Origin of the sequence: Nocardia sp. NPDC058244 (assembly GCF_042882065.1) — a bacterium.
In the GTDB taxonomy this organism is placed as follows: domain Bacteria; phylum Actinomycetota; class Actinomycetes; order Mycobacteriales; family Mycobacteriaceae; genus Nocardia.
This window is the reverse complement of record NZ_JBHVWX010000007.1, coordinates 1-16486: the sequence shown is the minus strand read 5'-3', so window position 1 is coordinate 16486 and position 16486 is coordinate 1. Positions and strand designations below refer to the sequence as shown.

Sequence of the window (16486 nt, the reverse complement as noted above, 5' to 3'; positions counted from 1 at the left end):
GCGCCACGACACACCAACTCTCTGCAACAGAATCGTAATCTGCGCGGAGCCTGTTACGTGGAGCTATCGATGGACCGCCCAGAAATGGCGATGACCTGCGCCGTTACCGGGCCGACTGTGGTGACTGCCACCGGGCCGAGCATCTGCTGATGACTCGTGTCGACCGGATGATCGGTGATGACCCCACTGAAATAGGGGCGCCAGCGCGACGCGCCACCCGGCGCTTTTCCGGCCGTCCGCAGGGCGGTGAAGAAGGTGAGATCACCCACGAATCGATCCGGCATCAGTTGGGTAACCAGTTCGACAGTCCGCAGCGCACCCCGGTACATACCGACGAAGCGCGGCAGCGAGATCGGCGTCGACCCGGCCAGCGCGCCGTGCAGCGCGGCCAGGGCGTCGTCGCCGAGACCGACCAGTCGGTCCGCGGCGGGCAACTGCTGGTCGGGGATGCCGAGTTCATGGAACGCCGCCCGCAATTCGGCGCCGAAATCGGCCAGGTCGGCGCCGGGCACGCTGTCCAGCAGGGTCAGCGAGGCCACCGTCTCCCCCGCCGCCTGCAACCGGGTGGCGACCGCCTGCGCGAGCACGCCGCCCAGCGACCAGCCGAGCAGGTGGTACGGCCCGTGCGGCTGGGTCGCGCGGATCTCGGCGAGGTAGTGGTCGATCAGCGCGTCCACCGTGGCGGGCCGGAAGTCCGGGTCGCGCAGGGCGGGCGACTGGATGCCGATGATCGGGCGGTCCTCGGGCAGGTGCGGGGCCAGACCCGCGTAGGCCCAGGCCAAGCCGGAGACCGGGTGCAGGCAGAACAGCGGCTCCCGGTCGCCGCCCCGGCGCAGCGGCAGCGTGGTGGCCAGCGCCGCGTCGAGGTCACCGCCGAGCCCGGCCGGACCGGCGGTGAGCCGGTCCGCGAGTCCGGCGACGGTCGGGTCGGCGAAGAAGGCGGCCACGGTCAGCTCGGTGCCGGTGCGCTCGCGCAGCCGGTGCACCACCCGGGTGGCCAGCAGCGAGTTGCCGCCGAGGGAGAAGAAGTCGTCGTCGAGACCGGGCCGAGCGACACCGAGCACCTCGGTGAACACCTCCGCCACGGCGATCGCGCTGTCCCCCACCGGTTCCCGGTAGCGGCGCGGTTCGAGTACCGGCGCAGGCAGCGCGGCGCGGTCGAGCTTGCCGTTCGCGTTGAGCGGCAGCCTCTCGAGGACGACGAAGGCGGCGGGCACCATGTACGACGGAAGCACCTGCGCCACCGCGGCTTTGGCCGCGCTCGCGGTGAGCTCGATGTCCGGCGCGGGCACCACGTAGGCGACGAGCCGGTCGCCGAGCTGCGCGTCGGACTGCGCGAGCACGGCCGCCTGCGCGACCTGCGGCGCGGCCAGCAATGCCGCCTCGATCTCACCGAGTTCGATGCGGAAGCCCCGGATCTTCACCTGGAAGTCGGTGCGGCCCCGGTATTCCAGCTCGCCGTCGGCCGTCCAGGCCACCAGGTCGCCGGTGCGGTACATCCGGGCGCCGTGGGACCGGGTCTCGGCGTCGACCACTCGGTGGCCGGAGCCCGCGTCGAAACCATCGGCGGCGCTGTCGGTTCCGGCGAGCGAATCGGCACCGAGGTTCTCAGCCGCCCGACCGGACCCGGCGAACGGGTCGGCGACGAAGCGGTCGGCGGTCAGGTCGGGGCGGCCGAAGTAGCCGCGCGCCAGCTGCGCGCCCGCGAGGTAGAGCTCGCCCGAGACGCCCACCGGCACCGGACGCAGACGCGCGTCCAGGACGTAGACCCGGCTGTTCCATTCGGGTGCGCCGATCGGCACCGTCGCCCGGTCGGCCGTGGTCACCCGGTGATCGGTGATCGAGACGGCGGCCTCGGTCGGGCCGTACAGGTTGTGCAGCGCGGCGGAATTCGTGGCGACGAAGCGTTGCGCGGTCGCGGCGGGCAGGGCCTCGCCGATGGCGAGCACCCGGCGCAGCGCGGGTGGCAGTGCCCCACCGGACTCGGTGAGCAGCGCGTCGAGCATCGACGGGACCACATGCAGCGTGGTCACCGACCGTCCGGCGAGCACGCCCAGCAGGTACGCGGGGTCGCGGTGCCCGTCGGGCGCGGCGATCACCAGCGTGCCGCCGCACACCGCGGCCGACCAGAACTCCCACACCGACAGGTCGAAGGTGGCGGCCGTCTTCAGCAGCACCGAATCCTCGCGGCCGAGCCCGAACGCGGCGGCCTTCCACCGCAGCTGGTTCACGATCGCGCCGTGCGAGACGGCGACACCCTTCGGCTTGCCCGTCGACCCGGACGTGAAGATCACGTACGCCGTGTTCTCCGGGCGCAGCACACCACGACGCTCGGTCGCCGCGATCGGCTGATCCGAGAGCGCGGACAGGTCCAGCGCGTCGACGACGACCACCGGCACCGCGCCGGGAACCGCGGTGAATCCCGCTGCTGCCGTGGTCAATACGCAGACGGGGGCGGCCGTGTCGAGCACGTGCCCGATCCGGTCGGCCGGTTGGGACGGGTCGACGGGCACGTAAGCGGCACCGGTCGCCGTCACCGCGTACATCGCGACGACGAGCTCCACGGATCGTGGAATCGCCAGCGCGACACGGTCTTCCACGCCGACGCCCTGCGCGATCAGATGCCGTGCCAGCCGATGGACCCGCGCGGCGAAGTCACGATAGGTCAGGGGCGCGCCGTCGGGATCGATCAGCGCGACACCGTCGGGGTGCCCGGCGGCCGTCTCGGCGAACAGCGAGGCCAGGGTGGCGGGCGGACAGGGATGCCCGGTCGCGTTCCAGCCGTGCAGGATTCGCTCCCGCTCGCTGTCGGAGAGCAGCTCCAGCTCGTCGGCGGGGCGCTGCGGTGCGGCGGCCACGGCCGCGAGCACGCGCGCGAAGCGGTCCGCGTAGCCGGCCGCCGTCGCCTCGTCGAAAAGGTCGGTGGCGTAGGTGAAGACACCGCTGATGCCCTGGGCGACACCGTCGGCGTCGTAGGTGTCGGCGACGACGGCGTGCAGATCGAACTGCGACACCGCCAGATCCACATCGACGCCCTCGACCGCCAGTTCACCGAGCTCGAGCCCGGTGCGGGTCAGGTTCTGGAAGGACAGACCCACCTGGAACAGCGGGTGCCGCGCGGTCGAGCGGGCCGGGTTGATCGCCTCGACGAGCCGCTCGAACGGCAGGTCGGCATTGGCGAACACCTGCAGGTCGGTGTCGCGCTGCCGAGCGAGCAGCTCGGTGAACGGCTCCCCCGGCCGCAGCGTGGTGCGGAAGACCAGAGTGTTGACGAACATGCCGATCAGGTCGTCGAGCGCGGCCTCACCCCGGCCCGCGATGGGCGTGCCGATGGCGAGGTCGTCGGTGCCCGCCAGCCGGGCCAGCGTCACCGCGAGGGCGGTGTGCACCACCATGAACAGGGTCGCGCCCCGCTCGTGCGCCAGCGCGAGCAGCGCGCGGTGGGTCGCGGCGTCGATCTCGATCGGCACCCGGCCACCGGCGAAGGTCTGCACGGCCGGACGCGGGCGGTCGGCGGGCAGGTCGAGCTGATCGGGCAGCCCGGCCAGCGCCTGGCGCCAGTAGGCCAGCTGGGCCGAGGCCAGCGATCGCGGATCGTCCTCGCTGCCGAGCAGGGCGCGCTGCCAGAGCGCGTAGTCCGCGTACTGCACGGCCAGCGGCGCCCACTCCGGTGCCGCGCCCGTCGAGCGCGCCGCGTAGGCGAGCATGAGATCCCTGGTCAGCGGGGTCAGCGAGGAGCCGTCACCGGCGATGTGGTGCACCACCACGGCCAGCACCGACTCGTCCGGGCCGAGCTCGAACAGCGCGACCCGCAACGGCACCTGGTCACGCACGTCGAAGCCGGACGAGCCGAGCGCGTGCATGGCCGCGCCCAGGTCGGCGGGCTGGACCCGGCGCACCTCGAGCTGCGGCGTCGCGGCCGACTCGGGCAGCACCCGCTGGATCGGGCCGTCCTCGGTCTCGGGGTAGACGGTGCGCAGCGTCTCGTGCCGGGCGACCAGATCGCCGACCGCGGCCCGCAGCGCGTCCACGTCGATCGCGCCGCCGAGCCGCACCGCCATCGGGATGTTGTAGGCGACCGACTCCGGGTCGAACTGGTTGAGGAACCACATCCGCTGCTGCGCCAGCGACAGCGGAATCCGTTCCGGCCGTTCGGTCGCCACCAGCGCGGGACGCGCGCCCGCACCCGCGGACTCGGCGAGCCGCTGGGCCAGCGCCTCCACCGTCGGGGCCTCGAACAGCAGCCGGACCGGGAAGTCGGTGTCGAGCGCGGCGCCGAGCCGGGCGGCGACCTGGGTGGCCAGCAGCGAGTTGCCGCCGAGGGCGAAGAAGTCGTCGTCGAGGCCGAGCTGGGTGTCTTCGCCGAGGTCGAGCACCTGGGCGAAGGTCCCGGCGACGATCTGTTCCACCGGCGTCGCGGGCGCCCGGAACGCCGCGTGCTCGAGCACCGGCGCTGGCAGCGCCCGGCGGTCCAGCTTGCCGACCGGGGTCAGCGGGATGCTGTCGAGCTCCATCAGCACGGTGGGCACCATGTGCGCGGGCAGGCTGCGCTCGGCGAACGCCGTGAGCGCGGCGGTGTCGATCGTCGCGCCGGGCGCCGCGTGCACGTAGGACACCAGAATCGTGGCGCCGCTGTCGAGTTCGTGCCCGACGGTGGCGGCGAAGTCGAGGCTCTCGTGCGCGGAGAGCACCGCGTCGATCTCGCCGAGCTCGATCCGGAAGCCCCGGATCTTGACCTGGAAGTCGTTGCGGCCCACGTATTCCAGCGCGCCGTCGGCGGTCCAGCGGACCAGGTCGCCGGTGCGGTAGAGCCGGGAACCCGCCGGATCGAAGGGATTCGGGACGAAGCGCGAGGCGGTGAGACCGGGCCGCGCGTGGTAGCCGCGAGTCAGCTGGGCGCCGGTGATGTAGAGCTCGCCGGTGACACCGGGCGGGACAGGGCCGAGCCGGTCGTCGAGCACGTACTCCGCGACGCCGCGCAGCGGGCCGCCGATGGTCAGCGGGTCACCGGGCTTGAGCGGCACACTGATATTGACCACGATCGTGGTCTCGGTGGGCCCGTACACATTGTGGAACTGCCGCAGGGTGCCGTCGGCGAGCGGGATCGCCCAGCGCCGCAGCAGATCCGGCGGTACCGCCTCGCCACCGACCGCGACCACCCGGAAGTCGTCGAGGCCGTCCGGGTCGATCGAGGCCAGCGCGGCGGGGGTGATGAACGCGTGGCTCACCCGTTCCCGGCGCAGCAGCGCGGCCAGGTCGTCGCCACCGTAGACACTCGGGTCGACGATCACCATCGTCGCGCCCGCGCCCACCGCGAGCAGCAGCTCCAGCAGCGAGGCGTCGAACGACGGCGAGGCGAAATGCAGGGTGCGCGAGCCGATCTCGATGCCGTAGTGCAGCCGCTGTTCCTCGCAGAACCCGGCCAGCCCGGCCTGGCTCACCGCGACGCCCTTGGGCAGACCGGTGGAACCGGAGGTGTAGATGAGGTAGGCGAGGTCCTCGGCGCGGATCTGGCGCAGCCGGTCGGCGTTGGTGACCGGGTCACCGGAGACCTCGTCGAGCAGCGGGGCGAGGGCCGCGTCGTCGATGGCCAGCCAGTCCACCTGGGTGGGCAACCGGTCGGCGACCGCCGTCACGGTCAGCCCGAAGACCGCGCCGGAGTCGGACACCATGTGCGACACCCGATCCGGCGGATAGTTCGGGTCCACCGGCACGAACCCGGCACCCGTCTTGGCGACCGCCCAGACCGCCAGCACCGACTCGATCGAGCGCGGGATGCCGATGGCCACCAGGTCACCGGCCCCGATTCCCCGCGCGATCAGCAGCCGCGCGATCCGGCTGGAACGCTCGTCGATCTCGGCGTAGCTCAGGCTGCCCAGCGTGCTCGCGGCGTCGGCGAGCACCACCGCGACACCGTCGGGATTGGTCTCCACGGCGGTGGCCAGCAGCTGCGGCAACGCGGTCACCCTGGCGCGGCGAGTCCGCACCGGGCGTGTTCGTGCTGGTCGTGTCATCGCGATTCCACCTCACCCATCACCGGAACTCGTCGCCCCGTCACCACGGTCACGGCTCAGGACACCGACGGACGCGGGTCCCCGAGCACCAGTACGACTTCGGCCGGGCCGGGGTTGCCCGGCGCGACCTCGTCGGCGATCAATGCCTGCAGGTCGTCGAGCCCGGCGGTGTCGACCGCTTCGAGACCGGCTCGATCGCCGAACAGGTGGCTCACCCACTCCTCGGCCAGTACCGCCGAGAGGTCCTCGCCCGCCGCGGGTGCCAGCACCATCGACGCGCCCGCGACACCGGCCGCGACCGGCTCGACGAGCACGGCGAAGCTGTCCGCCGCGCCGTTGCCGAAGGTGCGCGACTCGAAGGTCAGCGCGGCGTCGGCGCGCACGCGCGCACCCGCCGTGGCGAGTTCGTCGTAGCTGCGGACACCGTCAACGCCGACGAAGGCCGGGTCGCCGCCGCGCAGCGCCCTGGTGCGGTCGGCGTAGGTCACCGGGCGGGCCGACTGGGTCGACAGCTCGGTGCGGATCGCCGGGTCGTCCAGGACCACCCATTCGAAATCACCGTCCGGCGTCGCGCCCGCGGTGATGCCGATCTTGGCGGCCGGTTCGGTGGGCGCCGCGCCGATGCCCGGCGCGGGCAGCACCGCGGCACCGGACTTGAGCACGGCCCAGACCGCCACCGCCCAGTCGACACCACGCGGAAGATCGACGGCCACACCGGCACCCGGCCCGAAGCCACGGCCGATCAGCAGCCGCGCCAACCGCGAGGAGCGGGTGTCGAGCTGCTCGTAGGTGAGCGAGTCGTCGCCCCAGACCAGCGCGGGCCCGTCCGGGTCGTCCTCGGCCGCGGCGGTGAACGCCTGCGCCAGCGTGGTGCCGCCCGACGGCGCGACCGGTGCCGGCGTCTGGGTGGCGCCCGCGAGCAGCCTGGCCCGCTCCTGCTCGTCGAGGATGTCGATATCGCCCACCCGGATCTGCGGATCGGCGGCCACCGCGGTCAGGATGCGGGCGAAGCGCGCGCCGATGGTGCGCACCGTGGCCTCGTCGAACAGGTCGGTGGCGTAGTTGAACAGCGTGACCAGCTCGTCCGGCGCGCCCTCGGCGGTGAACCGGGGCTCGACGTCGACCTGCAGGTCGAATTTCGCCGCCACCGCGGTCTCCAGCGCGGTCACGCTGAGACCGGGCAGTTCGAGCGCGGCCGCTTCGTTGTTGCTGAAGGTCAGCGCCACCTGGAACAGCGGATTGTGCGCGCTGCCCTTGCCCGGCGCGACCACCTCGACGACCCGCTCGAACGGCAGGTCGGCGTGCGCGAAGGCGCCGAGGTCGGTCTCGCGGGCCAGGTCCACCGCCTCGTCGAAGGACCCGGCCGGGTCCAGCGCGGTGCGCAGGGTCAGCGTGTTGACGAACATGCCGACCAGCTCGTCGAGCGCCCGCTCACCACGCCCGGCGACGGCGGTGCCGATGGCGATGTCGGTGGTGCCCGAGAGCCGGGCCAGCAGCACGGCCAGCGCCGCGTGCACGACCATGAACAGCGACGACTTGTGCTCGCGCGCAAGGTGGTTCAGCTGCGCGTGCACCTCGGCGGGCAGCCGCAGCTCGGTGGTGGCGCCCCGCAACGTCGGCGTCGCGGGCCGCGGGCGGTCCTGCGGCAGCTCCAGCAGCGGCGGCACGCCGGCCAGCTGGGTCCGCCAGTAGTCGAGCTGCGCGGCGGCGACCGAGTCCGGCTCGTCGTCGGCGCCGACGACCGCGCGCTGCCAGAGCGCGAAGTCGGCGTACTGCACCGGCAGCGGCGTCCAGGCCGGGGCCTGCTGTCCGGCCCGGGCGACGTAGGCCGTCATCAGGTCGCGGGCCAGCGGGGCCAGCGACGCGCCGTCGGCCGAGATGTGGTGCACCACGAACACCAGCAGCCAGTCGGCCGCCGATCCGTCGGTGAGCAGCCGCGCCCGCACGGGTACTTCCCTGGTCACGTCGAATCCGGCCTCGGCCAGCGCGGCGGCGCGGGCGAGCACCTCGGTCGTGGTCTCCACCGCGAGCCCGGCGGGCAGCACCTCGGCGACCGGCAGGATCTCCTGCACCGCGGTGCCGTCCTGTGACGGGAAGCGGGTGCGCAGCGATTCGTGGCGGGTGAGCACGTCGGTCACCGCGGCGTCGAGCGCGGCCACGTCGAGCGCGCCGGTCAGTCGGATGGCGAACGGGATGTTGTAGGAGCCCGACGCCGGATCGAGCTGGTTGAGCACCCACATGCGCTGCTGGGCCAGCGACAGCGGAATCCGTTCCGGCCGTGCGGTGGCCAGCAGCGCGGGCCGGGCCGCCGCGCCGCCGAGGGCGCCGACGCGCGCGGCCAGCGCGGTGACGGTCGGCGCTTCGAACAGGTCGCGAATGGTCACCTCGGCGTCGAGCGCCTCGTTGATCCGGGCGATCGCGCGGGTGGCCAGCAGCGAGTTGCCGCCGAGTGCGAAGTAGTCGTCGTCGGCGCCGACGCGCGCCATGCCGAGCAGCTCGGCGTAGACGCCCGCCACGATCTCCTCGGTGGGCGTGGCCGGGGCGCGGAACTCGCCCGCGGTGAAGGTGGGCGCGGGCAGCGCCTTGCGGTCGAGCTTGCCGCTCGGGTTCAGCGGGAACGCGTCCAGCTCGACCAGTGCGGCCGGAATCATGTACGCGGGCAGCGAATCACCGATCGCGGCGAGCAAGGCCGCCTGCTCGATCCGCTCCCCCGGCTTGGGCACCACGTAGGCCACCAGCTGCTCACCGGCGGGCGAATCGGCGACGACGGCGACGGTCTGGCTGACCGACGGCTGCGCCAGCAGCGCCGTCTCGATCTCGCCCAGCTCGATGCGCTGACCACGGAACTTCACCTGGAAGTCGGTGCGGCCCAGGTATTCCAGGACGTGGTCCTCGTCGGCGGGCGTGCGCCAGACCACCAGGTCACCGGTGCGGTACATCCGCGCGCCGGGCGTGAACGGGTTGGCCACGAAGCGATCCGAGGTCAGATCCGGCCGGGCGACGTACCCGCGCGCGAGCTGATCGCCTGCCAGGTACAGCTCGCCGACCACTCCGGCGGGCACCGGCCGCAGCCGCGCGTCCAGCACGTAGACCTGGGTGTTCCACTGCGGCACACCGATCGGCACCGAGCCGCGATCGGTCTCGCCCGCGGGCCAGTACGTCACCGACACCGCGGCCTCGGTCGGGCCGTAGAGGTTGTGCACCTGCGCGGGCGAGACCGCGCGCAGCGCCGCGACGGTCTCCGGCGGCAACGCCTCACCGATGGCGAACACGTCGCGCAGGGTGGGGATGGCGCCGGGCGCGGTGTGCGCGGCGAACACCGTGAGCATCGACGGCACGAAGTCGGTCATCGTGACGCCCTGCGCCGCAATGGTTTCGGCGATGTAGGCGGGATCACGATGGCCGTCGTGGGTCGCGACGACCAGCTTCGCGCCGGTGCGCAGCGGCATGAAGTAGCCCCACAGCGACACGTCGAAGGTGGTCGCGGTCTTCTGCAGGTACACGTCACCGGGCGCCAGCGGGTACTCCGCCAGCATCCACGCGATCTGGTTGTCGATCGCCCGGTGCGAGACCGCGACACCCTTCGGGCGGCCGGTGGAACCGGAGGTGAAGATGACATAGGCCGGGTGCTGCGGCAGCACCGGCCGGACCAGCTCGGCCCGGCTCAGCGGCGCACCCGAGAAGTCGTCCAGCGCAACGGTGTCCATGGTGATCACCGGCGTCGACGCCGGCACCTCGACGGCGTCGGCGGTGGTGGTCAGCACGCACACCGGCCGCGCGGTGTCGAGGATGTGCGCGATCCGCTCGGCCGGATGATCCGGGTCGAGCGGCACGTACGCGCCACCGGCGGTGACGATCGCGTACATGCCGACGACCAGATCCAGCGACCGGCGCACCGCCAGCCCGACCAGCGACTCCGCGCCGACCCCGCGCCGCACCAGCAGCCGGGCCAGCCGGTTCACCCGCTCGTCGAACTCGCGGTAGGTCAGCTCGGCGCCCTCGTAGGACAGGGCGATCGCGTCGGGCCGCGCGGCGACCGCAGCGCGGTAGCCGTCGAGCAGCAGCGCGGGCGCGAGCTCGTGCCCGGTGTCGTTCCACCGCTGCAGGATTCGTTCGCGCTCGACGGTGTCGAGCAGCTCGATCGCGCCGACCGGGCGGGCCGGATCGGCCACGACCTCGGTCAGCAGGCGCACCAGCCGGTCGGCGAACCCGGCGACCGTGGCCTCGTCGAACAGGTCGGTGGCGTAAGTGAACGCGGCCGATACCCCGTTCGCGACCCCGTCGGTCTCCAAGGGGACGAGGGTGAGTTCGAGGTCGAACTTCGCGAACGGCACGGCCAGATCGACACCGGCGACCGTGAGGCCGGGCAGCGTCAGCTCGGCGCCCGCGAGGTTCTGGAAGGTGAGCATCACCTGGAACAGCGGGTGGCGCGCCATCGACCTGGCCGGGTCGAGCAGCTCGACCAGCCGCTCGAACGGCACGTCGGCGTGCCCGAAGGCGGCCACATCGGTGCCGCGGACGCTGCCGAGCAGTTCGTCGAAGCTGCGGGCCGGGTCCACCTCGGTGCGCAGCACCAGGGTGTTGACGAACATGCCGATCACGTCGTCGAGCACCGCTTCGCCACGACCGGCGACGGGGGTGCCGACGGCGATGTCGGTGGTGCCCGACAGGCGCGCCAGCAGCACGGCCAGCGCGGTGTGCACCACCATGAACAGCGTCGAATTGTGTTCGCGGGAGAGCCGATCCAGCGCGGCGTGGGTGTCGGCGTCGATTCGGAAGTCGTAGCTCGCGCCGCGGTTGCTCATCGCCGCGGGACGGGGCCGGTCGGCGGGCAGGTCCAATTGCTCGGGCAGCCCGGCCAATTCGTCACGCCAGAACGAGATCTGCTGGGCCAGCAGTGAATCCGGGTCGGACTCGGCGCCCAGCGTGGCCCGCTGCCACAGGGTGAAGTCGGCGTACTGCACGGGCAGCTCACGCCAGGCGGGGGCACTGCCGCGCAGTCGGTCGGAGTAGGCGGCGATCAGGTCGCGGGTCAGCGGTGCCATCGAGAAGCCGTCGGCGGCGATGTGGTGCACCACGCACAGCAGCACGTGTTCCTCGGCCCCGAGGCGGAACAGCCGCACCCGCACCGGCGGCGCGACCGCGACGTCGAAACCGGCCACCGCCTGCTCGGCGATCAGGCCGGGCAGCTGCTCTGGGGTCGCCTCGACCACGTCGACCTGCGGGACGGCGCGCGGATCACCCACCGGCAGCACCAGCTGCACGGCGTCACCGTCGACCTCCGGGTAGATCGTGCGCAGCACCTCGTGCCTGCCGACCAGGTCGGCGACGGCGGCGCGCATGGCGGCCACGTCCAGCGCGCCGGACAGCCGCACGGGCAGCGGAATGTTGTTGGCGCCACTGTGCGGATCGAAGCGGTTGAGGAACCACATCCGCTGCTGCGCGTAGGACAGCGGGATCTGCTCGGGCCTGGTCTGGGCGGTCAGTGGGTTACCGGTACCGGCGCCGACGTGCGATTCGACGCGCGCGGCCAGCGCCGACACCGTCGAGGCCTCGAACACCAGCTGCACCGGCACCCTGGCGTCGAGCGCGGTGCCGATCCGGGCCACGGCCTGGGCGGCCAGCAGCGAGTTGCCGCCGAGTTCGAAGAAGTCGTCGTCCGCGCCGACCTGCTGGATGTCGTCCGACACCAGCAGCGCCGCGAACACCTGCGCGACGATCTCCTCGATCGGCGTACTCGGCGCGCGGAACTCGCGGGCGGTGAAGGTGGGCTCCGGCAGGGCCTTGCGATCGAGCTTGCCGACCGGGGTCAGCGGGATCTCGTCGAGCAGCACGATCGCCGCGGGCACCATGTACGCGGGCAGCAGACCCGACAGGTGGTGGGCCAGGTCGGCCGGGGTCACCGCGGCGCCCGCGCGGGGCAGCACGTAGGCGACCAGCGAGGTCACGCCGTTGGTCAGGGTGCGGCCGAGGGTGGCCGCGAAGTCGACGTCCGGATGGGTGGTCAGCGCGTTGTCGATCTCGCCGAGCTCGATGCGGAGGCCGCGGATCTTGACCTGGAAGTCGGACCGGCCCAGGTATTCGAACTCGCCGGAAGTGTTGCGGCGCACCAGGTCACCGGTGCGGTACAGGCGTCCGCCGGGCGCGCCGGCGTCGGCGCCGAACGGGTTGGCGACGAAACGCTCGGTGGTGAGCTCGGGGCGGTCCAGGTAGCCCTGGGCCAGCGCGGGCCCGGCCAGGTACAGCTCGCCGACGACGCCGGCGGGCACCGGGCGCAGCCGCGCGTCCAGCACGAAGGCCGCGACACCCGGGATCACCGAACCCAGCGTCACCGCTTCGCCCGCGGTCATCTCGCCGGTGGTCACCATGACGGTGGCCTCGGTGGGACCGTAGGCGTTGAACACCGAACGGCCCTGGGCCGCCCAGCGATCCACCAGTTCGGGGCCGAGCTTGTCACCGCCGGTGACGACCACACGCACGGTGTCGACCCGGGTGGAGTCGACCGATTCGAGCGCGCCCGGGGTGATCAGCAGATGCGAGACCTGTTCGCGGCGAACCAGATCGGCGAGTTCTTCGCCACCGAACACGGTCGGCGGGACCACGACCAGGGTCGCGCCCGCGGTGAAGGTGAACAGCATCTCCATCAGGGAGAAGTCGAAGCTGGGCGAACTCAGGTGGGTCACCCGCGAACCCGCGTCGATGCGGTACTGCCTGCCCACCGCGGCCATCGTCGACAGACCGGCCTGGGTCACCACGACGCCCTTGGGCAGACCGGTGGAACCCGAGGTGTAGATGACATAGGCCGGGTGCCGCTCGTCGAGCGTGCGCACCCGGTCGCTGTAGGAGATGGCGTGCGCGGGCTGGGCCGCGACGCGCGCCGCGACGGCCGGGTCGTCGAGCTCGAGCCATTCGGTCGACGTGCCGAGGGCGGGCCGGTGCGCGGTGGTGGTGACGCCGAGGACGGCGCGCGAGTCGGTGACGATGTGGGCGATGCGCTCGGCCGGGTAGGCCGGGTCGATCGGCACGTAGGCGGCACCGGACTTGGCCACCGCCCAGACGCTGAGCACCGATTCGATCGAGCGGGTGATCGCGACGGCGACGATGTCGCCGGGGCCGACGCCGCGGGCGATCAGCTCCCTGGCCAGCCGGGAGGATTCCTCGTCCAGCGCGCGGTAGGTGAGTTCGCGCTGGTCGGCCTGGTCGCCGGTGGGGTTGAACCGGATGGCGGTGGCGTCGGCGGCCGATTCGACGGCGGCCGTCAGCAACTGACCGAATGTCGGACTGCTCGACCGGCGACGGCGGTTACCGCGGGCAGAACGACGGGCGGTTTCCATTCGGGTTCATTCACCTCTCATCGAGCATGGACGCGCCGACAGCCGCCCCAGATCGAGCCATCATATCGAGCGACCACAGACCGGCCGAACGTCGTGCCGACAGCCCCCGATTACGGGGCCCCCGGTTCCACGGGCCCTGAGGAGTATCGGCCCGTCGATCAGGCGTGTTGCCGGATCACACAGCAAAGTGACGGGGCTCATACTGAACCACCGTCACTCGGCTTTCGCGGAGAAGTCCGCGACTCGAAAAACTCAGTGCGCGGACGGGCCCCACTCGAGCGGCACGCCCTTGGCGGCGAGGTAAGGAATGGGGTCCATCTTGCCGCCACCCTGATCCCAGATCTCCAGGTGCAGGTGCGGGCCGGTGGACTGGCCGCGGTTGCCGACGGTCGCGATGACATCGCCCGCGTTGACCCGCTGACCCTGGGTCACCAGCATCTCGTTGACGTGGCCGTAGACGGCGGTGGTGCCGTCGTCCTGCAGCACGCGGACCCACAGGCCGAAGCCGGAGGCCGGGCCCGCCTCGATGACGGTGCCGCTGGACACGGAGTGGATCGGGGCGCCGATCGAGTCGGCGAAGTCGACGCCGTAGTGCATGGCGCCCCAGCGGGCGCCGAAGCCGGAGCTGATCGGGCCCGCGACCGGACGGGCGGCCTGCGGCGGCGCGACCTGGTGCTGGATGCCCTGGATGATGTCCTCGACCTGGGCCAGCGGGCCCGCGATCTCGGGCGGCAGGTTGCCGATGCCGAACGGGGCGGCGACCGGGGCCGCGATCGGCGCGGCGACGGCGTCGACCTGCGCTGGCGCCTCGGCGGGCGCGGTGACCTGCTTGGCGGCGACGAAGTTCACGTCGGCGGCCTGGCGAGCGGAATCGGGGACGACGGATTCCTCGACGTCGTCGTTGTGCGTCGGTAGCAGCGGGGCCGCGTAGGCGATCGCCGGAGCGATCGAGGCGGCGGTGCCGACGATGGCGCCCGCGGCGACCGCGGCGCTGGCGGCGACCCGCATCCGGTCGGAACGCGACGGTTCGGCGCGGTGCCGGCTCGGGCGCCCGGCGCCTCCGTCACCCAGCAGGGCCTTGACGGAGATGGATTCGGGGCCCATACGGTGCTGCGACAAAGTCTCGTCCTAGCGTCCGACAACAAGGAAACGAAACCGGCTTGCGACCGGCCCGGAATCCGCCTGAGCGGTTCCCGCCACCTCACCGTGTGTAACGGTTCGGCATCCGTTGTGACGGGAACTCTACCCGGTCGTGATCATTCCGCAACCTTCTGTATCGAACTCGCTGGTGGGAGGCCCATCGCACAGTAACGATCCCGTTGCCGAGCCGGTCACACGCGGCCGTCCGGGCGCCGCACCCGGCGCCGACCGGACAGACTCGGGACATGGTGATCGAGAGCTTGCGTGTCCCCATCGTCGCCGCGCCCATGGCGGGCGGCCCGTCCACCCCGGAGCTGGTGGTCGCCGTCTCGAACGCGGGCGGGTTCGGCCAGCTGGCCGCCGGCTACCTCGCGCCCGCGGCGATGGCCGACCAGATCGCGGCGACCAGAGCCGCGACCGCCGCGCCGTTCGGCATGAACCTGTTCGCACCCGGCCCGGTCGCCGAGCCGGCGACCTACGCGGCCTACCTGGCCGAACTCGGCGAGGAGTACCCGCTCGGCACGCCCAAGCACGACACCGACGGCTGGGCCGAGAAGATCGACCTGCTGGTCGCCGACCCGGTCGCGGTGGTGTCGACGACCTTCGGCTGCCCCACCGCCGTCGAGGTCGACCGGCTGCACGCGGTCGGCACCGAGGTCTGGGTGACGGTCACCTCCCCCGCCGAGGCGGCGATCGCCATCGACGCGGGCGCCGACGCGCTCATCGCCCAGGGCGCCGAGGCGGGCGGGCACCGCGCGAGCTTCCTCGACGATCCCGCCGACGACCAGGTCGACCCCCTGAGCCTGCTGGCCCTGCTCCAATTGCTCACCGCGAGCACCGACCGCCCGATCATCGCCGCGGGCGGCATCGCGACCGGCGCCGGCCTGGCCGCGGTGCTCGCCGCGGGCGCGGCGGCCGGGCAGCTGGGCACCGCGCTGCTGCGCTGCGCCGAGGCGGGCACCAACGCCACGCACCGCGGCGCGATCGGGTCGCCGGAGCCGACGATGCTCACCCGCGCCTTCACCGGACGACGTGCGCGCGGAATCCGCAACCGTTTTCTTCGGGAGCACACCGCGACCGCCCCCGCCGCCTACCCCGAAATTCATTACGCCACCGCACCGTTGCGGGCCGCCGGACGGGCCGCGGGCAACACCGACGATGTGAATCTGTGGGCGGGACAAACGCATTCACTGGCGACCGAGCTATCGGCAGGCGAACTGATCGCGGACCTGGCCGCCGACGCGAAAAGCGCACTACGGAAAGCACTTTCAGAATGAATCCAGGGTTATTGACAACGGATTTCGTTTAGACTCGAAGGGGCATCGCATCCCGCCGACCACCACCAAGCAGGAGGAGAGCGCCATGTCCCTCGATGTTCCCGCAGCATTGCTCGAGCGCGCCGAACAGGGCGATATCGACGACGCCGAATTCGTCGAATGCGTCCGCACATCACTGCCCTACGCCTGGGAAGTGGTGAGCCGGGTAGCCGGCGACCTGCGGGCGGGCGACGCGGAATTCGCCGACAACGTGGTGCCGCCGCCGGACGAGGTCGCTCGCGGCCAGCTGCTGCGCGCCCTGGCCTCCGACGCGATCCGCGGCGGGCTGGAACGGCACTTCGGCGTGAAACTCGCCTTCCAGAACTGCCATCGGGTCGCGGCGTTCCCGCTCTCGGCGGTCGGCGGCGAGACCTACAGCCGCTACATCAGCCCGCGCGCCCAGCTCCTCAACCAGAGCCCGGAACTCCGGAACTGTTGAGCACCAGCGTTTCTGTCGACAACTGAATATCGACAACTGCATCGCACAACAGGATCCGACAACAGAACAAACAACTGAACAGAAACGGCGGGCGTGGAAGCGATTCCACGCCCGCCGTTGTTCGGCCGGGGATCAGCCCACAGTCGTCACGTCCAGCTCGCCCTCGGCGTACTGCGCGCGCAGCCGCTTCTTGTCGAACTTGCCGACGCTGGTCTTGGGCACCTCGGCGATGAAGGTCCAGCG

At 72.0% G+C, this 16486-nt stretch carries 5 protein-coding genes; 2 read left to right on the top strand and 3 right to left on the bottom strand.

All coding sequences use genetic code 11. The features are described from left to right. Nucleotides 1–53: 53 nt before the first annotated feature. The 3 genes from ACFVW6_RS22415 to ACFVW6_RS22405 form a co-directional block, all read right to left on the bottom strand. The gene (locus tag ACFVW6_RS22415) at nucleotides 54–5987 is read right to left on the bottom strand and encodes an amino acid adenylation domain-containing protein (protein ID WP_378830075.1); all 5934 of its coding nucleotides are present in this window, start codon (nucleotides 5985–5987) and stop codon (nucleotides 54–56) included. 83 nt (nucleotides 5988–6070) lie between these two features. Then, nucleotides 6071–13348, bottom strand: coding sequence for an amino acid adenylation domain-containing protein (locus ACFVW6_RS22410; RefSeq protein WP_378829467.1), 7278 nt, complete (start codon nucleotides 13346–13348; stop codon nucleotides 6071–6073). 252 nt (nucleotides 13349–13600) lie between these two features. Then, nucleotides 13601–14467, bottom strand: coding sequence for a M23 family metallopeptidase (locus ACFVW6_RS22405; protein WP_378829465.1), 867 nt, complete (start codon nucleotides 14465–14467; stop codon nucleotides 13601–13603). Nucleotides 14468–14733: 266 nt separating this feature from the next. Here ACFVW6_RS22405 and ACFVW6_RS22400 point away from each other — a divergent pair, with 266 nt between their 5' ends. Together ACFVW6_RS22400 and ACFVW6_RS22395 are read left to right on the top strand one after the other, a co-directional pair. Beyond that, nucleotides 14734–15765, top strand: a complete 1032-nt coding sequence (locus ACFVW6_RS22400) for a nitronate monooxygenase (RefSeq protein ID WP_378829462.1) — start codon at nucleotides 14734–14736, stop codon at nucleotides 15763–15765. An 85-nt stretch (nucleotides 15766–15850) separates the two neighbouring features. Continuing rightward, nucleotides 15851–16243, top strand: coding sequence for an SCO5389 family protein (locus tag ACFVW6_RS22395; protein WP_218720750.1), 393 nt, complete (start codon nucleotides 15851–15853; stop codon nucleotides 16241–16243). The last annotated feature ends 243 nt before the right edge of the window (nucleotides 16244–16486 follow it).

Excerpts from the sequence above, each read along its gene's own strand:
- ACFVW6_RS22410 (WP_378829467.1), bottom strand. The coding sequence starts at position 13,348 with ATGGAAACCGCCCGTCGTTCTGCCCGCGGTAACCGCCGTCGCCGGTCG.
- ACFVW6_RS22400 (WP_378829462.1), top strand. The coding sequence starts at position 14,734 with ATGGTGATCGAGAGCTTGCGTGTCCCCATCGTCGCCGCGCCCATGGCG.
- ACFVW6_RS22395 (WP_218720750.1), top strand. The coding sequence starts at position 15,851 with ATGTCCCTCGATGTTCCCGCAGCATTGCTCGAGCGCGCCGAACAGGGC.